The organism is Pseudomonas sp. DW-iso17, from assembly GCF_058725345.1.
Genome location: NZ_JBZXEA010000011.1, coordinates 706,724 through 730,906 on the forward strand (window position 1 = coordinate 706,724; position 24,183 = coordinate 730,906).

General features: G+C 61.3%; 24 protein-coding genes. 11 read left to right on the top strand and 13 right to left on the bottom strand.

Translation table 11 applies throughout. The annotated features are described in order from the left end of the window. Positions 1–114: 114 nt before the first annotated feature. From AC4PS6_RS11095 to glyQ, 4 genes are all read right to left on the bottom strand, one after another. Entirely contained in the window at positions 115–885 is a 771-nt protein-coding gene (locus tag AC4PS6_RS11095; protein ID WP_032901527.1) for a lysophospholipid acyltransferase family protein, read from the bottom strand. Positions 886–967: 82 nt separating this feature from the next. Beyond that, the gene (gene gmhB / locus AC4PS6_RS11100) at positions 968–1,507 is read right to left on the bottom strand and encodes a D-glycero-beta-D-manno-heptose 1,7-bisphosphate 7-phosphatase (protein WP_173877514.1); all 540 of its coding nucleotides are present in this window, start codon (positions 1,505–1,507) and stop codon (positions 968–970) included. Further along, positions 1,507–3,561, bottom strand: coding sequence for a glycine--tRNA ligase subunit beta (gene glyS, locus AC4PS6_RS11105; RefSeq protein WP_020302121.1), 2,055 nt, complete (start codon positions 3,559–3,561; stop codon positions 1,507–1,509). The genes gmhB and glyS overlap by 1 nt, the downstream gene beginning before the upstream one ends. Then, positions 3,558–4,511: a glycine--tRNA ligase subunit alpha gene (glyQ, locus tag AC4PS6_RS11110; protein ID WP_003187265.1), complete on the bottom strand. Its 954-nt coding sequence runs from the start codon at positions 4,509–4,511 to the stop codon at positions 3,558–3,560. Before glyQ ends, glyS begins: the two co-directional genes overlap by 4 nt. Before the next feature lie 81 nt (positions 4,512–4,592). On the opposite strand from glyQ, the gene AC4PS6_RS11115 reads away from it, so the two are divergent. Both AC4PS6_RS11115 and AC4PS6_RS11120 read left to right on the top strand, forming a co-directional pair. Further along, positions 4,593–5,150, top strand: a complete 558-nt coding sequence (locus AC4PS6_RS11115) for a DNA-3-methyladenine glycosylase I (protein WP_014716284.1) — start codon at positions 4,593–4,595, stop codon at positions 5,148–5,150. A 40-nt stretch (positions 5,151–5,190) separates the two neighbouring features. Beyond that, positions 5,191–6,078: a lysophospholipid acyltransferase gene (locus tag AC4PS6_RS11120; protein WP_014716285.1), complete on the top strand. Its 888-nt coding sequence runs from the start codon at positions 5,191–5,193 to the stop codon at positions 6,076–6,078. A gap of 131 nt (positions 6,079–6,209) precedes the next feature. Here the strand turns inward: AC4PS6_RS11120 and AC4PS6_RS11125 are convergent, their stop codons facing one another. From AC4PS6_RS11125 to def, 5 genes are all read right to left on the bottom strand, one after another. Next, positions 6,210–6,521, bottom strand: coding sequence for a tetratricopeptide repeat protein (locus AC4PS6_RS11125; RefSeq protein ID WP_014716286.1), 312 nt, complete (start codon positions 6,519–6,521; stop codon positions 6,210–6,212). 135 nt (positions 6,522–6,656) lie between these two features. Then, positions 6,657–8,030 (bottom strand): Trk system potassium transporter TrkA, encoded by a 1,374-nt coding sequence (gene trkA / locus AC4PS6_RS11130; protein WP_492180809.1) that lies wholly within the window; start codon positions 8,028–8,030, stop codon positions 6,657–6,659. 22 nt (positions 8,031–8,052) lie between these two features. Then, complete coding sequence (gene rsmB, locus AC4PS6_RS11135; protein ID WP_336827187.1) at positions 8,053–9,363, bottom strand: 16S rRNA (cytosine(967)-C(5))-methyltransferase RsmB; 1,311 nt, start codon at positions 9,361–9,363, stop codon at positions 8,053–8,055. After that, entirely contained in the window at positions 9,360–10,313 is a 954-nt protein-coding gene (fmt, locus tag AC4PS6_RS11140; protein ID WP_014716289.1) for a methionyl-tRNA formyltransferase, read from the bottom strand. The genes rsmB and fmt overlap by 4 nt, the downstream gene beginning before the upstream one ends. 69 nt (positions 10,314–10,382) lie before the next feature. After that, positions 10,383–10,889, bottom strand: coding sequence for a peptide deformylase (gene def, locus AC4PS6_RS11145; RefSeq protein ID WP_003187273.1), 507 nt, complete (start codon positions 10,887–10,889; stop codon positions 10,383–10,385). Between the two features lie 135 nt (positions 10,890–11,024). Between def and AC4PS6_RS11150 the strand changes: the two genes are divergently transcribed. The 3 genes from AC4PS6_RS11150 (at position 11,025) to tsaC (ending at position 13,599) form a co-directional block, all read left to right on the top strand. Beyond that, entirely contained in the window at positions 11,025–11,801 is a 777-nt protein-coding gene (locus tag AC4PS6_RS11150) for a peptidoglycan-binding protein (RefSeq protein ID WP_103452227.1), read from the top strand. Between the two features lie 63 nt (positions 11,802–11,864). Further along, the gene (dprA, locus tag AC4PS6_RS11155; RefSeq protein WP_020301424.1) at positions 11,865–12,968 is read left to right on the top strand and encodes a DNA-processing protein DprA; all 1,104 of its coding nucleotides are present in this window, start codon (positions 11,865–11,867) and stop codon (positions 12,966–12,968) included. A 73-nt stretch (positions 12,969–13,041) separates the two neighbouring features. Next, entirely contained in the window at positions 13,042–13,599 is a 558-nt protein-coding gene (gene tsaC / locus AC4PS6_RS11160; RefSeq protein WP_014716292.1) for an L-threonylcarbamoyladenylate synthase type 1 TsaC, read from the top strand. Between the two features lie 110 nt (positions 13,600–13,709). Here the strand turns inward: tsaC and AC4PS6_RS11165 are convergent, their stop codons facing one another. After that, positions 13,710–14,687, bottom strand: coding sequence for a quinone oxidoreductase family protein (locus AC4PS6_RS11165; RefSeq protein ID WP_336827186.1), 978 nt, complete (start codon positions 14,685–14,687; stop codon positions 13,710–13,712). 178 nt (positions 14,688–14,865) lie between these two features. Between AC4PS6_RS11165 and hemF the strand changes: the two genes are divergently transcribed. After that, positions 14,866–15,798, top strand: coding sequence for an oxygen-dependent coproporphyrinogen oxidase (gene hemF, locus AC4PS6_RS11170; RefSeq protein ID WP_014716294.1), 933 nt, complete (start codon positions 14,866–14,868; stop codon positions 15,796–15,798). After that, positions 15,798–16,616: a shikimate dehydrogenase gene (gene aroE / locus AC4PS6_RS11175; protein ID WP_014716295.1), complete on the top strand. Its 819-nt coding sequence runs from the start codon at positions 15,798–15,800 to the stop codon at positions 16,614–16,616. Before hemF ends, aroE begins: the two co-directional genes overlap by 1 nt. 128 nt (positions 16,617–16,744) lie before the next feature. On the opposite strand, the gene AC4PS6_RS11180 is transcribed toward aroE, so the two are convergent. The 3 genes from AC4PS6_RS11180 to betC form a co-directional block, all read right to left on the bottom strand. Continuing rightward, a complete protein-coding gene (locus AC4PS6_RS11180) occupies positions 16,745–18,313 on the bottom strand; it encodes a SulP family inorganic anion transporter (protein WP_020301423.1) in 1,569 nt (522 codons plus the stop codon). A gap of 222 nt (positions 18,314–18,535) precedes the next feature. After that, complete coding sequence (choX, locus tag AC4PS6_RS11185; protein WP_014716297.1) at positions 18,536–19,450, bottom strand: choline ABC transporter substrate-binding protein; 915 nt, start codon at positions 19,448–19,450, stop codon at positions 18,536–18,538. Positions 19,451–19,468: 18 nt separating this feature from the next. Continuing rightward, the gene (gene betC, locus AC4PS6_RS11190) at positions 19,469–20,983 is read right to left on the bottom strand and encodes a choline-sulfatase (RefSeq protein WP_019816917.1); all 1,515 of its coding nucleotides are present in this window, start codon (positions 20,981–20,983) and stop codon (positions 19,469–19,471) included. A 103-nt stretch (positions 20,984–21,086) separates the two neighbouring features. Between betC and AC4PS6_RS11195 the strand changes: the two genes are divergently transcribed. From AC4PS6_RS11195 to AC4PS6_RS11210, 4 genes are all read left to right on the top strand, one after another. After that, positions 21,087–22,037 (top strand): choline sulfate utilization transcriptional regulator, encoded by a 951-nt coding sequence (locus tag AC4PS6_RS11195; RefSeq protein ID WP_336827185.1) that lies wholly within the window; start codon positions 21,087–21,089, stop codon positions 22,035–22,037. Positions 22,038–22,067: 30 nt separating this feature from the next. Beyond that, positions 22,068–22,394: a DOPA 4,5-dioxygenase family protein gene (locus AC4PS6_RS11200; RefSeq protein WP_014716300.1), complete on the top strand. Its 327-nt coding sequence runs from the start codon at positions 22,068–22,070 to the stop codon at positions 22,392–22,394. Positions 22,395–22,570: 176 nt separating this feature from the next. Further along, positions 22,571–23,530 (top strand): 2-dehydro-3-deoxygalactonokinase, encoded by a 960-nt coding sequence (locus tag AC4PS6_RS11205; protein ID WP_038448344.1) that lies wholly within the window; start codon positions 22,571–22,573, stop codon positions 23,528–23,530. A gap of 1 nt (position 23,531) precedes the next feature. Further along, the gene (locus AC4PS6_RS11210) at positions 23,532–24,152 is read left to right on the top strand and encodes a 2-dehydro-3-deoxy-6-phosphogalactonate aldolase (RefSeq protein ID WP_014716302.1); all 621 of its coding nucleotides are present in this window, start codon (positions 23,532–23,534) and stop codon (positions 24,150–24,152) included. The last annotated feature ends 31 nt before the right edge of the window (positions 24,153–24,183 follow it).

Sequence of the window (24,183 nt, forward strand, 5' to 3'; positions counted from 1 at the left end):
TTATGCACGTTTTTCTGAATTTTATGAGCTTCAGAAATATGTAAGTAAATCAGCTTGTTATGAAGCAAAAAAGCCAATTCGCCAACAAAGCGTACACAGGTTATCCACAGATGCTCAAACGGCCGGCGTCTCCACCACCACAGGTTCCGGAGGCAGAGAGCCCATGGCCCGTTGCTGCGCTTCATTCCACGCCGCAGCGCGGTCGTTCAGAGCGGCGATGGCACGTGGTCCTTCGCCTTCTGCGTACATCGGTTCGCCGATCACTACGGTGATAGTGCCTGAGCGTTTAGCCCAGCCAGTCTTGGGCCAGAACTTGCCGGCGTTATGCGCAATTGGCAGCACAGGCAGGTTGGCGTTGACCGCCAGGGCGGTACCACCCCGTGAGAACTTACCCACGGTGCCGTAGGGCACCCGCGTGCCCTCGGGAAAGATCAGCACCCAGACGCCGTCCTTGAGCAACTCATCGCCCTTCTTCGCGACATGCTTGAGCGCAGCCTTGGGGTTGTCCCGGTCGATGGCGATCGGACGCAACATGGCCATGGCCCAGCCGAAGAATGGCACATACAGAAGCTCGCGCTTGAGCACCTGGCTCAACGGCGAGAAATACGCCGAGAGGAAGAACGTCTCCCAGGTGCTCTGATGGTTCGAGAGAATCACGCACGGTTGATCAGGAACGTTTTCAGCGCCCTTGATCTCGAAACGAATATTCAGGAACACCTTGCTCAGCCACAACGCGCAGCGGCACCAGTAGACGTTGATAAAGCGATAGCGCGCCTTGAAGGGAAGGAACGGTGCAATAAAAAAGCTCAGGGTGCACCAGAGAAACGAACTGGTGCCCAGCAGCAGGTAAAAGAAAAAGGTTCTGATGGCCTGCAAGATCGACATGGCGGCATTTACCGTTGCGGGACACGGCCCGCCTGCTAAAAGCGCACTCCCGAACAGTCCTTGGTCAGGAAGTCGAGGGCGGCTAGTTGTTGATAAGTTCTGCGGCAACGGCCGCCAGATCGTCAAAAATCAAGGTGCCTACCGGCAGGTTTTTAGCCTGGGTCTTTTCGCCTTTTCCGGTTTTAACCAAAACTGGCTGAGAGTCGACGGCTTTGGCCGCCTCCAGGTCACCGAGGCTGTCCCCGACGAACCATATCCCAGCCAAGGGCACCTTGTAATGTTCTGCAATAATTTTCAACATGCCAGGCTTGGGCTTGCGGCAATCGCAGCCTTCGTCCGGCCCGTGGGGGCAGTAGACCACCAACCCCACCTCGCCGCCCTGCTCGGCCACTAACGCGCGCAAACGCGCGTGCATGGCCTCCAGGGTCGCGATGTCGTAGTAACCGCGGGCGATGCCGGACTGGTTGGTGGCGATGGCCACCGTCCAGCCGGCTTTGCTCAACTGCGCGATGGCCTCGATCGAACCGGGCAGCGGGATCCACTCCTCCACCGACTTGATGTAAGCGTCGGAGTCGTAGTTGATCACCCCGTCCCGATCGAGAATCAGCAGTTTCAACATGATCAGCCCAGTACGGAGATGTCGGCGATATTGATGAACAAGCCACGCAGGCGCGCCAGCATGGCGTAGCGGTTTTTGCGCACGCCAGCATCATCGGCATTGATCATCACCGCTTCGAAGAACGCATCCACCGGCTCACGCAAGGACGCCAGGCGCGCCAACGCTTCAGCGTAGTTACGCTCAGCGATCAGCGGCTTCACGGCGTTCTCGGCCTTGGCGATGGCTGAGTTCAGCGAGAACTCCTTGGCATCGGCAAACAGGCCCGGGTCGACTTCGGCAGTGCCGAGGCTGTCGGCCTTGCTCAACAGGTTCGACACGCGCTTGTTCACGGCGGCCAGGGCATCGGCTTCCGGCAGCTTGCGGAACGCTTGCACGGCTTGTACACGCTGGTCGAAGTCCAGTGCCGAGCCCGGTTGCAGGGCACGTACCGACAGGTAGACGGAAACGTCCACGCCTTCGTCTTCATAACGCGCACGCAGGCGATCGAACACAAACTCCAGCACTTGCTCGGCCAGGCCGGCTTGCTTGACCTTGGTGCCGAACTGGCCGACGGCAAATACCACGGCCTGGGTCAGGTCGAGGTCCAGCTTTTTGTCGATCAGGATACGCAGCACGCCCAAGGCCGCACGGCGCAGGGCATACGGGTCTTTGCTGCCGGTGGGCAGCATGCCGATACCGAAGATACCCACGAGGGTGTCCAGCTTGTCGGCAATGGCCACGGCCGCACCGGTCAGGGTGCTCGGCAGTTCTGCACCGGCACCGCGCGGCATGTACTGCTCGTTCAGGGCCAGGGCGACATCATCCGGCTCGCCGTCGTTGAGGGCGTAGTAGTAACCGGCCACGCCTTGCATCTCTGGGAACTCGCCGACCATCTCGGTGGCCAGGTCGCACTTGGACAGCAAGCCAGCACGCGCTGCCCAGGCTGCGTCGCCGCCGATACGTGGGGCAATGTAGGCCGCCAGCTTGGAAACACGCACGGCCTTGTCGTAGACGCTGCCGAGTTTTTCCTGGAACACCACGTTTTGCAGGCGCAGGTTGAAGTCTTCCAGCTTCTGCTTCTTGTCTTGCTTGAAGAAGAACTCGGCGTCGGTCAGGCGCGGGCGCACGACTTTTTCGTTACCGGCGATGATCTGCTGTGGGTCTTTGCTTTCGATGTTGGCCACGGTGATAAAACGCGGCAACAACTTACCGTCCACGTCCAGCAGGCAGAAGTACTTCTGGTTGTCCTGCATGGTGGTGATCAAGGCTTCTTGCGGCACGTCGAGGAAACGCTCTTCGAACGAGCACACCAGCGGCACCGGCCATTCCACCAGGGCGGTCACTTCGTCGAGCAGGCTTGGCGGCACGATGGCGGTGCCTTCTTGCAGACGGGCCAGCTCTTCGGTGCGCTTGCTGATCAGCTCGCGACGCTCATTGGCGTCGGCCAGCACGTAAGCAGCGCGCAGGTCGTTGAGGTAGTTGGCCGGCGAAGTGATGCGCACGCTTTCTGGATGATGGAAGCGGTGACCACGGGAGTCACGACCGGCCTTCTGGGCGAGGATGGTGCAATCGATGACCTGGTCGCCGAGCAGCATCACCAGCCATTGGGTTGGGCGCACGAACTCTTCCTTGCGCGCACCCCAGCGCATGCGCTTGGGGATAGGCAGGTCGTTCAGGGAATCTTCAACGATGGTCGGCAACAGGCTGGCGGTTGGCTTGCCGGTGATGACCTGGCTGAAACGCAGTTTCGGGCCGCTCTGGTCGATCTCGCTCAGCTCCACGCCACACTTCTTGGCAAAGCCAAGGGCCGCCTGGGTCGGGTTGCCTTCGGCGTCGAAAGCCGCCTGGCGCGGTGGGCCGTCCAGGTTGATGCTGCGATCCGGCTGCTGGGTTTCCAGCGCGGTCAGCAGCACAGCCAGGCGGCGCGGCGCGGCGTAGACCTTCTTGGCTTGAAACTTCAGGCCAGCGGTCTGCAGGCCTTTTTCGATACCGGCCAGGAATGCATCGGCCAGGGTATTGAGGGCCTTGGGTGGCAGCTCTTCGGTGCCCAGTTCAACCAGGAAATCTTGAGCACTCATTGTGCAGCCTCCAGCTTAGCCAACACTTCATCACGCAAATCCGGGGTTGCCATCGGGAAGCCCAGCTTGGCGCGAGCCAGCAGGTAGGCTTGGGCGACGGAACGCGCCAGGGTGCGCACACGCAGGATGTATTGCTGGCGCGCAGTAACCGAAATGGCACGGCGGGCGTCCAGCAGGTTGAAGGTATGGGAGGCCTTCAACACCATTTCATAGCTTGGCAACGGCAGCGGCTGGTCGAGTTCGATCAGGCGCTTGGCTTCGCTTTCATAGAAGTCGAACAGTTCGAACAGTTTGTCGACGTTGGCGTGTTCGAAGTTGTAGGTGGACTGCTCCACCTCGTTCTGGTGGAACACATCGCCGTAAGTCACCTTGCCGAACGGGCCGTCAGCCCATACCAGGTCGTAGACCGAGTCCACGCCTTGCAGGTACATGGCCAGGCGCTCAAGGCCATAGGTGATTTCGCCGGTGACCGGGTAGCACTCGATGCCGCCGGCTTGCTGGAAGTAAGTGAACTGTGTCACTTCCATGCCATTGAGCCAGACTTCCCAGCCCAGGCCCCAGGCGCCCAGGGTTGGCGATTCCCAGTTGTCTTCGACGAAACGAATGTCGTGCACCAGTGGGTCCAGGCCGACATGTTTCAGCGAGCCCAGGTACAGCTCCTGGAAGTTGTCCGGGTTGGGCTTCAATACCACCTGGAACTGGTAGTAGTGCTGCAGACGGTTCGGGTTTTCGCCGTAGCGGCCGTCAGTCGGGCGGCGACTGGGCTGCACATAAGCGGCGTTCCAGGTTTCCGGGCCGATGGCCCGCAGGAATGTAGCGGTGTGGAAAGTGCCGGCGCCTACTTCCATATCGTAGGGCTGAAGTACCACACAACCTTGCTCGGCCCAGTATTGCTGGAGGGCGAGGATCAAGTCTTGGAAGGTACGCACGGCTGGCGTAGGCTGGCTCACGAAATTCACCTGTTACTTGGGCTGCGATTTAAAGAGCGGGAGTATACCCGATTCGGCCCCGCCACCACTCCCTGGAGCCTTATGCCACGCTGCTTTTGGTGTTCTGAAGATCCGCTGTACATGGCTTATCACGATCAAGAGTGGGGAACGCCGCTGCGCGATGCGCAGGGTTTGTTCGAGTTGCTTTTGCTCGAAGGGTTCCAGGCAGGCCTGTCCTGGATCACCGTTTTACGCAAACGCGAGCATTATCGAAAGGTGTTGTTCGGCTTTGACGCGCAGCGTCTGGCGCAATTGAGCGATGACGAAATCGAGGTGCTGATGCAGGACCCGGGTATCGTGCGCAATCGCTTGAAGCTCAACGCTACCCGGCGCAACGCCGCGGCCTGGCTGGCGCTGGAAGATCCCGTGGGGTTGCTGTGGTCGTTTGTCGGCGGCAAACCCAAGGTCAATCACTTCAAGGATCGCAGCGACGTCCCGGCGATCACGCCCGAAGCCCAAGCCATGAGCAAAGCCTTGAAAAAGGCCGGCTTCACCTTCGTCGGGCCGACCATCTGCTACGCCTTCATGCAGGCCTCGGGCATGGTCATGGACCACACCCAGGACTGCGACCGTTACGCGGACTTGGTCAACGCCGGTTAGAATGCCGGCTTTGCGCACCACACACGATCAGGAGTGACCTGTGGAAAAGTTTAAAGGCGCCTTGCTGGTAGGCGCTCTTCGGTTGTTTGCCCTGCTGCCCTGGCGCGCCGTACAAGCCGTCGGCACGGGGATCGGCTGGATCATGTGGAAAACCCCCAACCGTTCCCGCGATACCGTGCGGATCAACCTCTCCAAATGCTTCCCGGACATGGACCCTGCAGAACGCGAGCGCCTGGTGGGCCGCAGCCTGATGGACATCGGCAAGTCCCTCACCGAAAGCGCCTGCGCGTGGATCTGGCCGGCGCAGCGCTCCATCGACCTGGTCCGCGAAGTCGAGGGCTTGGAAGTGCTGCACGAGGCCCTGGCTTCTGGCAAAGGCGTGGTGGGCATCACCAGCCACCTGGGCAACTGGGAAGTGTTGAACCACTTCTATTGCAGCCAGTGCAAACCGATCATTTTCTATCGCCCGCCCAAGCTCAAGGCGGTGGACGAACTGCTGCGCAAACAACGCGTGCAGCTGGGCAACCGCGTGGCGGCTTCCACCAAGGAAGGCATTCTCAGCGTGATCAAGGAAGTGCGCAAAGGCGGCCAGGTGGGCATTCCTGCCGACCCGGAGCCGGCTGAGTCCGCCGGGATCTTCGTACCGTTTTTTGCCACCCAGGCGCTTACCAGCAAGTTCGTGCCGAACATGCTCGCGGGCCACAAGGCCGTTGGCGTATTCCTGCACGCCCTGCGCCTGCCGGACGGCTCGGGCTACAAGGTGATCCTGGAAGCGGCGCCGGAGGACATGTACAGCACCGACACCGCGACGTCCTGTGCGGCGATGAGCAAGGTAGTTGAGCGCTATGTAGGCGCTTACCCAAGCCAGTACATGTGGAGCATGAAGCGCTTCAAGAAACGCCCGCCGGGTGAGGCGCGGTGGTATTGATACACCGCTGACCTCCAGCCCAATGGAGATCAAATGTGGGAGCTGGCTTGCCTGCGATAGCATCACCTGGGAGTGCCTGATATACCGAGGTGTCTTCATCGCAGGCAAGCCAGCTCCCACAGGTGATCACGTCAGGTTTGGCGATCAAGTTTCTTCAGGAACACCGTCATTTCTTTTTCGGCCTGTTTGTCGCCATGGGCCTGGGCGGCTTCGATGCCCTTCTCCCATGCCAGGTGTGCTGCCGCGCGATCTTCCAATCCCAGCCGCGCCTTGCCCAACAACTTCCACGCCGCTGAATACTTCGGATCGAACTCGACGCATCGCTGCAAATGCTCGGCCGCCGTTGCGTTGTCCTTCAGGTCCAGATAACCCTTGCCCAGGCCAAAGCGCAGCAGCGAATTATCCACACCCTTGGCGAGCATTTTTTCCAGGGATTCGAGCATGACTGTGCGTCCTTTAGCTATATAGCGGTTTCGATATCGTCATCGCGGGCAAGCCCGCTCCCACACTTGGAACGCGATCACATGTGGGAGCGGGCTTGCCCGCGATGGCGGCGGCAGGCTCACTCAATTTTTTAATCAGAAAAAACTCAGCCCCACGTGGAACAGCTTCTCCACATCGCGGATATGTTTCTTGTCCACAAGGAACAAAATCACGTGGTCTCCGGTGGCGATCACCGTGTCGTCGTGGGCAATGATCACTTCTTCATCGCGAATGATCGCACCAATGGTGGTACCGGGCGGCAGGCCGATATCGCGGATCGCCTTGCCAATCACTTTGCTGGACTTGGAGTCACCGTGGGCAATCGCCTCGATGGCTTCCGCTGCGCCACGGCGCAACGAGTGCACGCTGACAATGTCGCCACGCCGTACGTGGGCGAGCAAGGTACCGATGGTCGCCAACTGCGGGCTGATGGCAATGTCGATATCGCCGCCCTGGATCAGGTCCACATAGGCCGGGTTGTTGATGATGGTCATCACCTTCTTCGCCCCCAGCCGCTTGGCGAGCAAGGACGACATGATATTGGCTTCGTCATCGTTGGTCAGGGCCAGGAAGATATCCGCGTCGGCGATGTTCTCTTCCATCAGCAGGTCACGGTCCGAGGTGCTGCCTTGCAGTACGACAGTGCTGTCGAGGGTGTCGGACAAATGCCGACACCGCGTCGGGCTCATCTCGATGATCTTCACCTGATAGCGGCTTTCGATGGCTTCGGCCAAACGCTCGCCAATCTGCCCACCGCCGGCGATGACGATGCGTTTGTAGCTTTCGTCGAGCCTGCGCATTTCGCTCATGACCGCACGAATGTTCGCCTTGGCGGCGATGAAAAACACTTCGTCGTCAGCCTCGATCACCGTATCGCCCTGGGGCAGGATCGGCCGGTCACGGCGGAAAATCGCGGCGACGCGGGTTTCCACATTCGGCATGTGCTCACGCAGCTGGCGCAATTGCTGGCCAACCAGCGGCCCGCCGTAATAGGCCTTCACGGCTACCAGTTGCGCTTTGCCTTCAGCGAAGTCGATAACCTGTAGCGCACCTGGAATTTCGATCAGGCGCTTGATGTAGTGGGTCACCACCTGTTCCGGGCTGATCAGGACGTCTACCGGGATGGCGTCGTTGTCGAACAGCCCGGCGCGGGTCAGGTAAGCCGCTTCGCGCACCCGAGCGATCTTGGTCGGGGTGTGGAACAGGGTGTGGGCGACCTGGCAGGCGACCATGTTGGTCTCGTCGCTGTTGGTCACAGCCACCAGCATGTCGGCATCGTCGGCACCGGCCTGGCGCAGCACCGTCGGAAACGACGCGCGGCCTTGCACCGTACGAATGTCCAGGCGGTCGCCCAGGTTGCGCAAGCGCTCGGCATCGGTGTCGACCACGGTAATGTCGTTGGCTTCACCGGCCAAATGTTCGGCCAGCGTGCCACCCACCTGCCCTGCTCCAAGGATGATGATTTTCATCCGGTCACTCCCTTAAAACCATTCAGCCGCGCACGGCGGCAATCTTGATCAGTTTGGCGTAGTAGAAGCCATCGTGCCCGCCTTCCTGCGCGAGCAGTTGGCGGCCGTGAGGCTGCTTGATGCCGGCGCTGGTGGCGAGGTCCAGTTCGCGCGCGCCGCTGGTGCGGGCGAGGAAGGCTTGGATGACCTCGGTATTTTCGGTGGGCAGCGTGGAGCAAGTGGCGTAAAGCAGGATGCCGCCCACTTCCAGGGTTGGCCACAGCGCGTCGAGCAGTTCGCCTTGCAACACCGCCAGCGCGGCGATGTCGTCGGGCTGGCGGGTCAGCTTGATGTCCGGGTGCCGACGGATCACACCGGTGGCGGAGCAAGGAGCGTCCAGCAGGATGCGCTGGAATGGCTTGCCGTCCCACCACGTCGCGGTGTCGCGGCCGTCGGCGGCGATCAGGTCGGCGCTGAGGCCCAGGCGTGCAAGGTTTTCCCGCACGCGCACCAGGCGCTTGGCCTCAAGGTCCACAGCCACCACACCGGCCAGGTCTTTTTCAACCTCAAGGATGTGACACGTCTTACCGCCTGGCGCGCAGCAGGCGTCGAGTACGCGCTGGCCTGGGGCCAAATCGAGCAGATCGGCAGCCAATTGCGCGGCCTCGTCCTGCACGCTGATCCAGCCTTGGGCAAAGCCCGGCAGGCTGCGCACATCGGCGGCGGCTTCCAGCACGATACCGTCCGTGCTGTACACGCACGGGGTGGCGTTGATGGCCGCGTCGGCGAGTAATTGCAGGTATGCATCCCGGCTGTGGTGGCGACGGTTGACCCGCAGGATCATCGGCGGGTGCGCGTTGTTGGCCGCGCAGATAGCCTCCCATTGCTCGGGCCAAAAGGCCTTCAGGGATTTTTGCAGCCAGCGCGGGTGGGCGGTGCGCACCACCGGATCATGTTCCAGCTCGGCCAACAGCGTTTCGCTTTCACGCTGGGCGCGGCGCAGCACGGCATTGAGCAGGGCCTTGGCCCAGGGTTTTTTCAGCTTGTCGGCGCAGCCGACGGTTTCACCAATGGCGGCGTGGGCGGGCACGCGGGTGTAGAGCAACTGGTAGAGACCCACCAGCAACAGCGCCTCGACATCCGCGTCCGCCGTTTTGAACGGTTTTTGCAGCAGCTTGGCGGCCAACGCAGACAACCGTGGCTGCCAACGGGCGGTGCCAAAGGCCAGGTCCTGCGTAAACCCCCGATCGCGGTCTTCAACCTTATCCAACTGCGTGGGCAATGAACTGTTCAGCGAAGCCTTGCCGTTGAGCACGGCGGCGAGAGCCTTGGCGGCGGCCAGACGTGGGTTCATTGAGTGACCACTCCAAGCGTGGTGCCCAGGGCGAATTTCTCACGACGACTGTTGAACAAATCACTGAAGTTCAGCGCCTTGCCGCCGGGCAATTGCAGACGCGTCAGGCACAGCGCCTGTTCACCGCAAGCCACCAACAGGCCGTCTTTGCTGGCGCCGATGATCTCGCCGGGAGCGCCTGCACCATCGGCCAGGGTCGCGGCCAACACTTTCAAAGCCTCGCCGTTCAGGGTGCTGTGGCAGATCGGCCACGGGTTGAAGGCACGTACCAGGCGCTCAAGCTCCACGGCTGGGCGGCTCCAGTCGATGCGTGCTTCGTCTTTGTTCAATTTGTGCGCGTAGGTGGCCAGGCTGTCGTCCTGTACCTCGCCTTCCAGTGTGCCGGCAGCCAGGCCAGCGATGGCCTGGATCACGGCGGGCGGCCCCAATTCAGCGAGGCGGTCGTGCAGGCTGCCGCCGGTGTCTTGGGCGGTGATCGGTGTGGTGACTTTGAGCAGCATCGGCCCGGTATCCAGGCCGGCTTCCATGCGCATCACGGTCACGCCGCTCTCGCTGTCGCCTGCTTCAACGGCACGTTGAATCGGCGCCGCACCGCGCCAGCGGGGCAGCAGTGAAGCATGACTGTTGATGCAACCCAGGCGCGGTATATCCAGCACAGCCTGAGGCAGGATCAAACCGTAAGCCACCACCACCAGCAGGTCCGGCTTCAGCGCGGCCAGTTCGGCCTGGGCGTCGGCGTTACGCAGGGTCGGCGGTTGCAGCACCGGAATGTTGTGCTCCAGTGCTAATTGCTTGACCGGGCTCGGCATCAGTTTTTGCCCGCGACCGGCCGGGCGATCCGGTTGGGTGTACACCGCGACGATGTCATAAGGGCTGGCAAGCAGCGCCTTGAGGTGTTCGGCGGCAAATTCAGGAGTGCCGGCAAAAACAATGCGCAATGGCTCGGTCATGGGAGTTCTCGGTTAAAAACAGTCACAAAAGAAAAAGGCTTGCCGCAGCAAGCCTTTGGAAGAAGGGCATCAAGCTTGCTGGCGATGCTTTTTTTCCAGCTTTTTCTTGATCCTGTCCCGCTTGAGCGTGGACAGGTAATCGACAAACAGTTTGCCGTTGAGGTGGTCGCATTCATGCTGGATGCACACCGCCAACAGACCTTCGGCAATCAGCTCAAACGGCTTGCCGTCACGGTCCAGCGCCTTGATCTTCACGCGCAGCGGGCGTTCCACATTTTCGTAGAACTCCGGCACCGACAGGCAGCCTTCCTGGTATTCGCCCATCTCTTCGGTCAGCGGTTCGAACTCAGGGTTGATGTACACCCGAGGTTCGCTGCGATCTTCCGACAGGTCCATGACCACGACACGCAGATGCACGTTGACCTGGGTAGCGGCGAGGCCGATGCCCGGGGCTTCATACATTGTTTCAAACATGTCATCGACCAACTGACGAACCTTGTCGTCCACTACGGCCACCGGCTTGGCGATCGTGCGCAGGCGCGAGTCGGGAAATTCGAGGATGTTCAAAATAGCCATAAGCGTAATTGCTGCACATGTGAGGAAGAGACAAATCGGCGGTGGGATGGACCCATACGGCCGGTGTGAAACGCTCGGAAGCCGCGAAGGCCATGGCATTTCACGCGAACGCACATAATAAAGGAGATTCACCCCATGAGGAAATCGCTACTCGTCTTGCTGCTGTGGGCCCCGTTCGCCACGGCGTTGATTGCGCAACCCACTGAGCGCCTGGATCAGGCCGCGCAACAGGCCATCCAGCATTTTTTACTGCACAACCGTATTTTTGACTCGCCCGAGGACCTCGATAACGCGCCTTACATTATTGCGGCGCAAGGCGGGCGCGTGCTGGGTGCCAACGACGAGCGTGTGCATGCGCGCGGGCGTCTGGACCCGGCCCAGCCGAGCTACGGGATCTTTCGGCGAGGCAAGGCCTACACCGACCCCGTTACCCAGGAGTTACTCGGCATCAATGCCGACGACATCGGCACTGCGCGCTTTGTGCTTGCCGACAGCCTCACCACCCTCGCAGTGCAACGGGTGACCCAGGAAATCCGCCCAGGCGACCGCTTGTTGCGCGCCGAGCCTCCCGTTGCTTTGGTCAGCCTGGAACCCTGCAAACCTGCACCCTTGATTACAGGGCACATCATCGACATCCCCAAGGGCGTCACGCAGATTGGCGTGCTCGACGCTGTGACCCTGAACAAGGGCCGCCGCGATGGCCTGGTGGAGGGCCAACTGCTGACGGTGATCAAGGCTGGCGCCACCGTTCGAGACGCCCTCACCGGCACGCCCACACCACTTCCGGATGAGCGAGCCGGCACCCTTCTGGTGTTTCGCACCTATGAAAAGCTCAGCTATGCCCTGGTGCTCAGTGCTTCACGGTCGCTAGCCGTGCAAGACCGTTTCGAGACGGCTCAACAAGCGCAATAAATAGCCTGCTAAATAAGTTACCAACAGAGTTATCCACAGCTTGTTCCGGTCAAGGATGATCATATGAATCCGATAAACAGTAGCGATATTTCCCCGGCAGAGCTGGAAGCCCGGCTACGCTTGCACAGGCTGCCAGAACTGGGGCCCAAGCGTTTTCACGTGTTGATCGAAGCCTTTGGTTGCGCTTCCAAGGCTCTGAGTGCTCCCGCCAGCGCCTGGCGTTCCCTCGGTTTGCCCGCCATCAGTGCCGAGGCCCGACGTAGCCCAAAAGTCCGTGACGGTGCCAGTGAGGCGTTAGCCTGGCTGGCGCGCCCGGCCCAGCATTTGCTGATGTGGGACCAACCAGAGTACCCGGCGTTGCTCGCGCAGATCGACGATGCGCCGCCGTTGTTATTCGTGGCGGGCGACCCCGGTATTCTGGAAAAACCACAGTTGGCCATGGTCGGAAGCCGGCGTGCCTCTCGCCCAGGCATGGACACGGCAGCGGCCTTTTCCCGCAGCCTGGCGAGCGCCGGTTTTGTCATCACCAGTGGGCTGGCGGTGGGCATTGACGGCGCAGCGCACCAGGCGGCATTGGACGTGGGCGGCCATACCATCGGCGTGCTTGGCACTGGCCTGGAAAATTTTTATCCACAGCGCCATCGCAAGCTTGCTGCGGCGATGATCGCCCAAGGCAGCGCCGTGGTTTCCGAGTTTCCGCTGGATACCGCGCCCCAGGCCGGTAATTTCCCACGGCGCAACCGGATTATCAGCGGGTTGTCGTTAGGCGTGCTGGTGGTGGAGGCCAGTATGTCCAGCGGCTCGCTGATCACCGCACGCCTGGCGGCGGAGCAAGGGCGTGAGGTGTACGCGATTCCGGGTTCCATCCACCACCCCGCCGCCAAGGGCTGTCATCAACTGATCCGTGATGGCGCGGTGCTGGTGGAAACCATCGAGCACATTCTTGAAGGCCTGCGCGGTTGGCAGCGGTTGCCCCCTGCTGCGCCGGTGCCCGTGACCCATCCGCTGGTGGCGCTGCTGCACGCGGCACCGCATAGCAGCGAAGCCTTGGCGATTGCCAGCGGCCGGCCGTTGTCCCAAGTGCTGGCCACCCTGACGGAGCTGGAGTTGGAGGGCCAGGTGATTTGCGAAAGCGGGCGCTGGCTGGCGCGGTGTCCGCTTTTGTAGTGGACGTTTTTGGCGCTAGGTTTTGTAACGAAGATCGGTAAACTGCCCAGAGCTTTAGTCCGGAGAGTAAACAATGGTCAACAGGTGGCGTGTGCTGGAAGCCGCACGGGAAATTCGCGCAGGCGCGGTGATCGCCTATCCGACCGAAGCGGTCTGGGGCCTGGGCTGCGACCCGTGGAACGAAGAAGCAGTGGATCGGCTGCTGGCGATCAAGAACCGCTCGGTCGACAAAGGCCTGATCCTGGTGGCGGACAATATTCGTCAGTTCGACTTTCTGTTTGAAGATTTCCCGGACACATGGATCGAACGCATGGCCAGCACCTGGCCAGGGCCGAATACGTGGCTGGTGCCCCATCAAGACTTGCTGCCCGAATGGGTCACGGGTGTGCATGACACCGTAGCGCTGCGGGTCAGTGATCATCCGTTGGTGAGAGATTTGTGCGCCGAGGTCGGCCCGTTGATTTCCACCTCGGCCAACCCACAGGGCCGTCCGGCAGCCCGCACGCGGATTCGCGTGGAGCAGTATTTTCGCGGGCAAGTGGACCTGGTGTTGGGCGGCGCCTTGGGTGGGCGCAAGAACCCGAGCCTGATTCGGGACCTGGTGACGGGTGATGTGGTGCGCCCCTCCTAGGTGCAGCTCGTTCCCACGCTCTGCGTGGGAACGCCGCATTGGACGCTCTGCGTCCGCTTGTGACGCAGAGCGTCACGGTATGCATTCCCACGCAGAGCGTGGGTACGATCTTAAGGCAGCAGGATGGTCGATCCAGTCGTGCGCCGCGCCGACAACTCCGTCTGCGCTTTGGCCGCCTCTGCCAGCGAGTAGCGCTGGTTGATATCAATGCGCACCTTGCCACTTTTGATCATCGAAAACAGATCGTCCGCCATCGCCTGCAAGTTCGCCGGGTTGTTCGCGTAGGTCGCCAAAGTAGGCCGGGTCACGTACAGCGATCCTTTCGCCGACAGAATTCCCAGGTTCACCCCATCCACTGCACCCGACGCATTGCCGAAGCTCACCAACAAGCCCCGTGGCGACACGCTGTCGAGCGAGGTCAGCCAGGTGTCTTTGCCGACGCCGTCATATACCACCGGGCACTTCTTGCCGTCAGTCAATTCCAGTACGCGTTGTGCGACATCTTCCTTGCTGTAGTCGATGGTTTCCCAGGCGCCGAGCGATTTGGCCAGGGCGGCTTTTTCCGGGGAACTGACCGTGCCGATCAACTTCACCCCCAGGGCTTTGGCCCATTGGCAGGCCAGGGAGCCCACGCCACCCGCAGCGGCGTGGAACAAAATGGTTTCACCGCCTTTGAGCTCATAGGTCTGGCGCAACAGGTATTGCACGGTCAGGCCTTTGAGCATGGCACCGGCGGCCTGTTCGAAGCTGATCTCATCCGGCAGGTGCACCAGGTTGGCGGCAGGCAACACATGCCGCTCGCTGTAGGCACCCAGCGGACCGCTGCCGTAGGCCACGCGGTCGCCAACTTTGAATTGGCTGACTTCACTGCCCACCGCGTCCACCACGCCAGCGCCTTCCGCACCCAGGCCCGATGGCAGGGCGGGCGGCGCGTAGAGACCACTGCGGAAATAGGTGTCGATGAAGTTCAGGCCGATGGCCTCGTTGCGCACCCGAACCTGCTGTGGGCCAGGCTCCGCTGGCGTGTAGTCCACATATTCAAGTACTTCGGGGCCGCCATGGGCGCTGAACTGGATACGTTTGGCCATCTGCACTTCTCCTTGGGTTCGAATCTGCGTAGCCCCCTATCGGACTCCTAAGCTTGATCCTCGTCAACTGCTGTGCACCTAAGTGCAGTGGCATGTAGGCGCAGTGGTATCCTGTGCGCCCATTTGCCGCCGACGCCCCATGGGCCTCGCGTAGCTTTGCCCGATTCAAGGTGATGCCATGACTACCCGCACCGAGGCCGTTAAAGCCTACCTGCTTGACCTGCAAGACCGCATTTGCAGCGCCCTGGAAACCTTCGAGACGGACACTCGCTTTATCGAAGACGCCTGGACCCGGCCAGCCGGCGGTGGCGGTCGTACCCGTGTGATGGAAAACGGTTCGGTGATCGAAAAAGGCGGTGTCAACTTTTCCCACGTGTTCGGCAGCGGTCTGCCACCGTCTGCCAGTGCCCATCGCCCTGAACTGGCGGGCCGTGGGTTTGAGGCCCTGGGTGTGTCGCTGGTGATCCATCCGCATAACCCTCATGTACCGACTTCCCACGCCAATGTGCGGTTTTTCATCGCTGAAAAAGAAGGTGAAGAACCGGTGTGGTGGTTCGGTGGTGGCTTCGATCTCACCCCGTATTACGGCAATGAAGAAGACTGCATTCACTGGCACCGCGTGGCCGAGCAGGCCTGTGCACCGTTTGGCCCGGACGTGTACTCCCGCTACAAGGCCTGGTGTGACACCTACTTCCACATCAAGCACCGCAACGAGCCCCGTGGCATCGGTGGGCTGTTCTTCGATGACTTGAACGAGTGGGGCTTTGACACCTGCTTCGCCTTCATCCGCGCCATCGGCGATGCCTACATCGATGCCTATCTGCCGATTGTGCAGCGTCGCAAGGCCATGGCGTACACCGAGCAACAACGCCAGTTCCAGGAGTTCCGCCGGGGCCGCTACGTTGAGTTCAACCTGGTCTATGACCGGGGCACCCTGTTCGGCCTGCAATCGGGCGGGCGTACGGAGTCGATCCTGATGTCGCTGCCACCTCAGGTACGCTGGAGCTACGACTGGAAGGCCGAAGCCGGCAGCGAAGAGGCGCGCCTCACCGACTACTTCCTGCAAGACCGTGACTGGCTCGGCGTTGCCGCGCCCAAGGCGGCGGTGTGATGGACCGTTATGTGGTGTTCGGCAACCCCATCGGCCATAGCAAGTCGCCGCTGATTCATCGTCTGTTCGCCGCCCAGACCGGCGAGCAACTGGACTACAGCACGATGCTCGCGCCGTTGGAGGACTTCACCGCCTGTGCCCGTGAGTTTTTCCAACAGGGCCGTGGCGCCAACGTGACCGTGCCGTTCAAGGAAGAGGCCTATCGCTTGGCCAATACCCTGACCGAACGTGCCCAGCGCGCCGGCGCCGTGAACACCTTGAGCAAACTGGCTGACGGCACGTTGTTGGGCGACAACACCGACGGCGCGGGCCTGGTGCGCGACTTGACGGTCAATGCCGGGCTGAGCCTGCAAGGCAAACGCATTCTGTTGTTGGGCGCCGGTGGCGCGGTACGCGGTGCGCTGGAGCCGTTGCTGGCGCAGCAACCCTCGTCGTTGATCATCGCCAACCGCACCGTGGAAAAGGCCGAGCGGCTGGCTGAGCTGTTCGATGACCTGGGCCCGGTGTCTGCCAGTGGTTTCGACTGGTTGCGTGAGCCGGTGGATGTGATCATCAATGCCACGTCGGCCAGCCTGTCAGGCGATGTACCGCCGATTGCCGGCAGCCTGATCGAGCCGGGCAAGACCTTCTGCTACGACATGATGTACGCCAAGGAACCCACCGCATTCTGCCGCTGGGCGAGCGAGCAAGGCGCGGCGGTGGCGATGGATGGCCTGGGCATGCTGGTGGAGCAAGCGGCGGAAGCCTTCTTGCTGTGGCGCGGCGTGCGTCCGGATTCGGGCCCCGTACTGGCCGAACTGCGCCGGCAATTGGCCTGATCCCACACGCTGATGTGGGCACACTTAATGTGGGAGCTGGCTTGCCTGCGATAGCAATAGGTCAGTTACCCATGTGCTGGCTGATCCACCGCTATCGCAGGCAAGCCAGCTCCCACAGTTGATCGGGTTTAATCTTCGAAATGGAGGGGGCAGTTATCCGGCCCCTCCAGCTTCATCAATTCCTCGACCACCTGCGGCCTGGCCCCACGCAACGTCAAGCTACGGCCCAACCCCGCCAACCGCCGCGCCTCCTGGTGCAGCATCTCCACCCCGGAATAGTCGATAAAGTTGATCTGCTGCGCCTCGATCACCACCCGCTCACCCTGCAGACGTTGCAGGCGCACTTGCAGGTAATGGCTGGCGCCAAAAAAGATCGAGCCGCCCACCCGCAACACATCCGCTTCACCGTCGCGCCAGTGTTGCACCCGTGGCTGCGAGGTGCGCTTGAGATAGAAAAACAGCGACGCCAGTACCCCGGCATAGATCGCCGTTTGCAGCTCCAGCAACAAGGTGGCGACACAGGTCAGGCTCATCACCACAAATTCGGCGCGGCTGACCCGGAACAGCGCACGAATGCCGCGGTGGTCCACCAGGCCCCAGCAGATCAGCAGGATGCTCGCCGCCATGCTCGGGATCGGAATATGCGCAATCAACGTTGCGCCAAATAACGCGAATAACGCCACCCACAGGGCCGAAAAAACCCCCGCCAATGGCGAACAGGCACCCGCCTCATAACTGAGGCCCGAGCGGGTGAACGATCCGGCTGACAGGTATCCGGAAAAAAATCCGCCCACGATGTTGGATAAACCCTGGGCGCGTACTTCCTGGTTGGCGTCGAGCAGTTGTTGCGAGCGGGCGGACAGCGAACGGGCAATCGACAGGCTGGTCACCAACCCCAGCATTCCCACCGCCACGGCACTGGGCAGCAGGCGCAGCACCAGATCCAGATCCATCGGCAACGGGCTGAACGGCGGCAGTTTGCCAATAAACGAACTGACCCGTGCCACATGCCCGAACATCGCCGGCAACAGCCATGCCGCCAGGCTGCCCAACACCAAGGCGATCAACAATGTCGGCCAACGTGGCACCAGGTACTTGAGCAGCATACCTGCCAGCAATGTACCCAGCCCCAGGGCCAGGGACGCGTGGTCCCACTCGCCACGATGGTCGATCAGCGCCAGCAGGCCATTGATAGCCGTGGCCTGGCTCGGTAAATCCAAGCCGAGCAGGTTGGGCAATTGCCCCAAGGCGATCACTACGGCGGCACCCAGGGTGAAACCCAGCACCACCGAATGGGAGACAAAGTTCACCAACGCGCCGAAGCGCAGCAGGCCGAGCAACCATTGGAATACCCCGGCGAGGAAGGTCAGCAACAGTATGAGGGTGATGTAGTCCTGGGAGCCTGGCACGGCCAGTGGGCTGATGCTGGCGTAAAGCACGATGGAGATGGCGGCCGTGGGCCCGCAGATCAGGTGCCAGGACGAGCCCCACAGGCAGGCGATCAATACTGGGATGATGGCTGCGTAGAGCCCATATTCGGGTGGGAGACCGGCGATCAGTGCGTAGGCAATCGACTGCGGCAGCGCAAGCACAGCGCCGCTGAGGCCGACGATCGCGTCCCGGCCGACGCTGGCGCGGGTTTGGCGCGGCAGCCAGCGCAGGAAAGGCAAGAGTGTATGGCGGTTGGGCCGGGGCATCGCAGGCTCGGATAAAGGGTTTTGGCAAGAGTATCAATATGCATGGGTACCTGTGGGAGCTGGCTTGCCTGCGATGCTGGCGCCTCGGTGTGAGAGGCATACCGGGGTGATGCTATCGCAGGCAAGCCAGCTCCCACGGGGTCGCCGGCAAGCGTCAGAGTTGATCGTTCCCACGCTCTGCGTGGGAATGCTGCTCGGGACGCTCTGCGTCCGATTTTAACGTCAGAGTTTGGCTTTTACCGCCGGCAACGCCTCCTGGCCGTCCAGGGTTTTCACCCCCTCCAGCCACTGGTCCAGGACCGCCGGGTTGGCCTTGATCCACGTCTTCGCCGCCTGCGCATTGCTGACCTTGTTGTTCGCCACGTCAGCCATGATGCTGTTCTCCATGGCCTGGGTAAAACTCAGGTTGGTCAGCAGTTTGCCGACATTGGGGCACGCTTGTGCGTAACCCTTGCGAGTCAAGGTATAGACGCTGCCGGTGGCACCAAAGTACTGCTCGCCGCCCTTGAGGTAGCGCATTTTCAGCTGCACGTTCATCGGGTGCGGGGTCCAGCCGAGAAAGGTGATGAAACGCTGTTTCTTCACCGCTCGCGAGACCTCTGCGAGCATCGCCTGTTCGCTGGACTCGATCAGCTTCCACTGCCCCAGGTCGAAATCATTTTTCTTGATGATCTCCTGCAACGAGATATTGGCTGGTGCGCCGGAGCCGATGCCGTAGATCTTCTTGTCGAACTTGTCGGCAAATGTGTTCAGGTCGGCAAAGTCATGCACCCCGGCGTCCCACACATAGTCCGGCACGGCGAGGGTGAACTCGGTGCCCTCCAGGTTCTTCGCCAGTTGCACCACATCGCCGTTGGCCACGAACTTGTCGTAGAAGCCCTGCTGCGCCGGCATCCAGTTGCCGAGGAAGACATCCACCTGGCCGTCCTTGAGCCCGCCGAAGGTAATCGGCACCGCCAGGGTGTCGACCTTGGGTTGATAGCCCATGCCCGTCAGCAGGAAACTGGTGATAGCGTTGGTGGCGGCAATATCGCTCCAGCCTGGATCGGCCATCTTTACCGTTTCGCAGCGAGTGTCTGCGTACACCTGGGCGCTGCTGAGCACCACCAAACTCAGTACCACGGTCAACTTTTGCATGGCCTTCCCTCTGTCTACTTATTGGTTTTGGCAGGGTTGTGGAAAACGTGCTTTGCGCTCCAGGTCATCAAGGTCGATATGGTTGCGCATGTACTGCTGACTGGCGTCTACCAGTGGCTGGTGATCCCAGCTCTTGAGCTTGCCTTGGGTCAGCGCTTCAAACACCAGGCGGCGACGGCGTTGGCTGGCGAGCACCTGTTGATGGATCGCCGGGATGTCCCATTTAGCCCGCGCTTCACGCAAGAACGCCTCGAACAATGGCCGATGTTCAGCTGACTGGCTGAGGTTTTCCTGCTCGCTCGGGTCGTTGTGCACATCGAACAATAGGCAAGGATCGTCCTCGCTGTAGATGAATTTGTAGGCGCCCCGGCGAATCATCATCAATGGGCTGACGGTGCCTTCGGCCATGTATTCGCCAAACACTTCGTCATGTCCGCCCTGCCCCTGCAAGTGCGCGACCAGCGAGCGGCCGTCCAGCGGCAAGTGCGGATCCAGTTCGCCTCCGGCCAATTCCACCAGGGTCGGCAACAGGTCGGCGGTCGACACGGCCTGGGTGACGCGGCCAGCGGCGAACTGCCCCGGCGCACTGATCAGCAGCGGCACGCGGGCGGCCATTTCAAACCAGTGCATTTTGTACCAGAGGCCGCGCTCGCCAAGCATGTCGCCGTGGTCGCCAGAGAAAATGATCAGGGTGTCGTCGGCCAGGCCGGTGTCTTCCAGGGTCTGCAGCAGCTTGCCGACGTTGCTGTCGATGTAGCTGCAGGCACCGAAGTAGGCGCGGCGGGCGTCGCGGATCTTATCCACAGGCAGCGGTTTGTCCCACAAGTCATAAACCTTGAGCAGCCGCTGGGAATGCGGGTCGAGATCGGCCTGGGGCGGCGTCGCGGGCATTGGGATCTCGGTGTCGGCGTAGAGGTCCCAGAACGGCTTGGGAATGGTGTAAGGGTCGTGGGGATGAGTCATCGACACGGTCAGGCAGAACGGCTGGTCGCCCGGCTCGCGGATGTGGTCGAACAGATATTGCTGGGCCTTGAACACCACCTCTTCGTCGAAATCCAGCTGGTTGGTGCGTACACACGGACCGGCTTGCAGCACCGAGGACATGTTGTGATACCAGGTAGGGCGTACGTCTGGCTCATCCCAGTTCACCGCCCAGCCGTAGTCGGCGGGATAGATGTCGCTGGTCAGGCGTTCCTCATAGCCGTGCAACTGGTCGGGGCCGCAGAAGTGCATCTTGCCCGACAGTGCGGTGCGGTAGCCCAGGCGGCGCAAGTAGTGGGCATAGGTCGGCACGTCGGCGGGGAAATCGGCGGCGTTGTCGTAGGCGCCGATCTTGCTCGGCAACTGGCCGCTGACCAAGGTGAAGCGCGACGGTGCGCACAACGGGCTGTTGCAATAGGCAGCGTCGAACACCACGCCTTGTGCCGCCAGGCGGCTGAGGTTGGGCAGCTTGATCGGGGAAGGCCCGTAGAACGGCAGCATCGGCGCGGCCATCTGATCGGCCATGATGAAAAGAATGTTCTTGCGCTTCATGGTTTCTCGGCATTCCATAGGCAGTGTTTATGCCAATGAGCATGCGGTCCTTAAATTATGGGGTAAAGCCCATGCGCAGCAATGACTAGGATAAGTTGAGCTTATGTATGAAGCGCTGGGTGACCTCTCTCTCGATTTGCTGCGCGCCTTTGAGGCGGCGGCGCGTCATCGCAGTTTCACCGCGGCTGCGATGGAGCTGGGTACCACCCAACCGGCGGTCAGCCAGCAAATCAAACGCCTTGAAGAGCAACTGGCGATCCGCCTGTTTGATCGCATTTACCGCGGCATCGAACTGACCGACGCCGGTGCCCTGCTGTTCGAGCATGTGCAAGGCGGCCTGCAGAACATCAACCAGGGCCTCGGCGCCATCACTCAACAAAGCCAGCATGAAGTGCTGCAAGTCGCCACCGACTTTGCCTTCGCCGCCTATTGGCTGATGCCACGCCTGCATCGCTTTCACCAGGCCAACCCGCAGGTGGATGTCAGCCTGGTCACCAGTGAGCGCAACCACGCCACGCTGCGCAGCGATATTGATGTGGCGGTGCTGTTTGGCGATGGCCGTTTCAAGCAGGGCGAAAGCCTGTGGTTGTTCAATGAGGAAGTGTTCCCGGTGTGCAGCCCGCAGTGGCTCAAGGAGCAGGTCGCGCCCCTGACGGTGCAGACCTTGCAAGACTGCCCGTTGCTGCACCTGCGCCAGGAAAACAACAGCCAGTGGTTCGACTGGAATGGCGTGTTCCGTGAATTGGGTATCACGGCTGCGCCGACCCCTGGGCAATTGCGCTTTGACAACTACACCTTGCTGATCCAGGCCGCGATTGCCGGCCAGGGCGTCGCCATCGGCTGGCGCCACCTGGTGGATAACCTGCTGGAGCAGAATTGGCTGTGCCGGCCGATCAGCCACACGGTGACGTCGCGCTTGGGCTATTACGTGGTGCAGCCCCAGCGCAAACGCCGTGGGCAGTTGGTGGACCGCTTTGTCGAGTGGCTGGTGGCGGAACAGGCCAACAGTGCGCAGTCGTTGACCGGGCTGGCCCTGCCGTCGATTGCGGTCTAGGATCGGCGCACAGTGGAACCGGAGTCTGTCATGCAACGTATCAAGGGCTACCACGCCCATATCTACTTCGACGCCAGCACGATTGAGCAGGCGCGCACGCTCTGTGAAGACGCCGCCAAGTTGTTCCCGCTGCGCATGGGCCGCGTGCACGAGCGGCCCGTGGGCCCGCACCCGGATTGGAGTTGCCAGTTGGCGTTCGAGCCGGAATATATCGGCGTGGTGTTGCCGTGGCTGGCGCTGCATCGCAATGGTCTGGTGGTGTTCCTGCACCCTGAAACCGGTGATGACCTCAAGGACCACACCGATTACGCCATCTGGATGGGTGCGATGCGCGAACTGGACCTGTCTATTTTTTAGCCTTTCCTACCCGATAATCCCGCGTCTTTCCCTAAGTAAAAACAGGATGAGTTGTAGGATTTATCTTGTCTTGTCTCATTATATGGGATTGATATTTATATATTGAGATATTCCGCGCCCTAGGTTTATATTCGCCCATCTGCTTTTATCAGCACCCACTCATTTCAGGTGAAGCGATGCAGGCGCAATTGATCGCGCTCGATTGGGGGACCAGCTCCCTTCGTGCTTACAAACTCGGCCCCGCGGGGGTTGTGCTGGAACAGCGCTCGCTGGCTACGGGCATCATGCATTTGCCCACAGCGTCCCGGGAAATAGCCGGTGTGCTGTGCACCGATGGCTTTGAACTGGCGTTCGATAGCGCCTGTGGCGATTGGCTTGATGCCCAGCCCGAGCTGCCGGTGATCGCTTGCGGCATGGTCGGCAGCGCACAGGGTTGGAGCGAGGCGGCCTATCGCAGCACGCCCGTGGATGTCGCCAGTCTCGGCCAGGCGTTGCATGGCATACGCAGCCTGCGCGGGGTGCAGGTGCATATCGTGCCGGGGGTGATCGAGCAAGTGGGTCTGCCTAATGTCATGCGTGGCGAAGAAACCCAAGTGCTCGGCGTACTGCAAGGGCTAGGGCCCCAGGTGTTGATCGGCCTGCCCGGCAGCCATTCCAAATGGGTCGAGGTGGTGGAAGGCCGCATTACCCATTTCGATACCTTCATGACTGGCGAAGTGTTTGCGGTGTTGAGCAAGCACAGCATCCTGGGGCGTACCCAACAGGCGAGCGAGCAGTTCCAGGCCGAGGCGTTTGATCGCGGCGTGCGCGTGGCGCTGTCCAACGATGGTCAGCGTGGCGTGCTTTCGACCCTGTTCAGTGCCCGTACCCTTGGGCTGACCGCGCAGCTGGCGCCCGACCAGCAACCCGATTACCTGTCTGGCCTGCTCATCGGCCATGAGCTCGCCGGCTTGCCAGATTCGGCCAAACATCAGCCGATCATCCTGGTCGGCGCTGCTGCACTTTGCGCCCGCTATCAACGCGCCCTCGCCCTTTGCGGATTTGCCCACGTCAGCCTGGCGCAAGAAGCCACCGAGCGTGGCCTGTGGCAACTGGCGCAAGCCGCCGGGCTCATTCGACCTGTACTGGAGGCCTGACATGCTCAAGCAAGCACTCGCACAAAACGGTTTGATCGCCATCCTGCGCGGCCTACGCCCCGACGAAGCCCAGGCGGTCGGCCAAGTGCTGTACGACGCGGGGTTTCGCGTGATCGAAGTGCCGCTCAACTCGCCAGACCCTTACACCAGCATCCGCATCCTGCGCGACAGCTTGCCCGCCGATTGCCTGATCGGTGCCGGCACGGTGTTGACGCCTGAGCAGGTCGAACAGGTCAAGGCCGCCGGAGGCCAGGTGATCGTCATGCCCCACAGCGATGCCAAGGTGCTGCGTGCCGCTAAAGCGGCGGGCCTGTACTTGTCGCCTGGGGTAGCCACGCCTACGGAGGCCTTTGCCGCACTGGCCGAAGGCGCCGATGTGTTGAAGCTGTTCCCGGCCGAGCAGATGGGCCCTTCAGTGATCAAGGCATGGCTGGCGGTATTGCCGGCGGGCACATTGCTGCTGCCGGTGGGCGGCATCACCCCGGACAACATGCAGGTGTTTACCGACGCCGGCGCCAAGGGCTTCGGATTGGGTTCCGGGCTGTTCAAGCCGGGCATGACAGTGGATCAGGTTGCGAGCCGTGCCCAGGCTTATGTCGCCGCCTGGAAAGCCCTCGGCTGAGAGCATATTCCGCGCCCACAGGCGCTGCATC

Coding starts and splice junctions, on each gene's coding strand:
- AC4PS6_RS11150 (WP_103452227.1), top strand. CDS start 11,025: ATGAGGAAATCGCTACTCGTCTTGCTGCTGTGGGCCCCGTTCGCCACG.
- dprA (WP_020301424.1), top strand. CDS start 11,865: ATGAATCCGATAAACAGTAGCGATATTTCCCCGGCAGAGCTGGAAGCC.
- AC4PS6_RS11095 (WP_032901527.1), bottom strand. CDS start 885: ATGTCGATCTTGCAGGCCATCAGAACCTTTTTCTTTTACCTGCTGCTG.
- aroE (WP_014716295.1), top strand. CDS start 15,798: ATGGACCGTTATGTGGTGTTCGGCAACCCCATCGGCCATAGCAAGTCG.
- trkA (WP_492180809.1), bottom strand. CDS start 8,030: ATGAAAATCATCATCCTTGGAGCAGGGCAGGTGGGTGGCACGCTGGCC.
- glyS (WP_020302121.1), bottom strand. CDS start 3,561: ATGAGTGCTCAAGATTTCCTGGTTGAACTGGGCACCGAAGAGCTGCCA.
- def (WP_003187273.1), bottom strand. CDS start 10,889: ATGGCTATTTTGAACATCCTCGAATTTCCCGACTCGCGCCTGCGCACG.
- AC4PS6_RS11205 (WP_038448344.1), top strand. CDS start 22,571: ATGCAGGCGCAATTGATCGCGCTCGATTGGGGGACCAGCTCCCTTCGT.
- AC4PS6_RS11210 (WP_014716302.1), top strand. CDS start 23,532: ATGCTCAAGCAAGCACTCGCACAAAACGGTTTGATCGCCATCCTGCGC.
- AC4PS6_RS11115 (WP_014716284.1), top strand. CDS start 4,593: ATGCCACGCTGCTTTTGGTGTTCTGAAGATCCGCTGTACATGGCTTAT.
- rsmB (WP_336827187.1), bottom strand. CDS start 9,363: ATGAACCCACGTCTGGCCGCCGCCAAGGCTCTCGCCGCCGTGCTCAAC.
- AC4PS6_RS11125 (WP_014716286.1), bottom strand. CDS start 6,521: ATGCTCGAATCCCTGGAAAAAATGCTCGCCAAGGGTGTGGATAATTCG.
- AC4PS6_RS11180 (WP_020301423.1), bottom strand. CDS start 18,313: ATGCCCCGGCCCAACCGCCATACACTCTTGCCTTTCCTGCGCTGGCTG.
- tsaC (WP_014716292.1), top strand. CDS start 13,042: ATGGTCAACAGGTGGCGTGTGCTGGAAGCCGCACGGGAAATTCGCGCA.
- fmt (WP_014716289.1), bottom strand. CDS start 10,313: ATGACCGAGCCATTGCGCATTGTTTTTGCCGGCACTCCTGAATTTGCC.
- AC4PS6_RS11165 (WP_336827186.1), bottom strand. CDS start 14,687: ATGGCCAAACGTATCCAGTTCAGCGCCCATGGCGGCCCCGAAGTACTT.
- betC (WP_019816917.1), bottom strand. CDS start 20,983: ATGAAGCGCAAGAACATTCTTTTCATCATGGCCGATCAGATGGCCGCG.
- AC4PS6_RS11195 (WP_336827185.1), top strand. CDS start 21,087: ATGTATGAAGCGCTGGGTGACCTCTCTCTCGATTTGCTGCGCGCCTTT.
- choX (WP_014716297.1), bottom strand. CDS start 19,450: ATGCAAAAGTTGACCGTGGTACTGAGTTTGGTGGTGCTCAGCAGCGCC.
- AC4PS6_RS11200 (WP_014716300.1), top strand. CDS start 22,068: ATGCAACGTATCAAGGGCTACCACGCCCATATCTACTTCGACGCCAGC.
- hemF (WP_014716294.1), top strand. CDS start 14,866: ATGACTACCCGCACCGAGGCCGTTAAAGCCTACCTGCTTGACCTGCAA.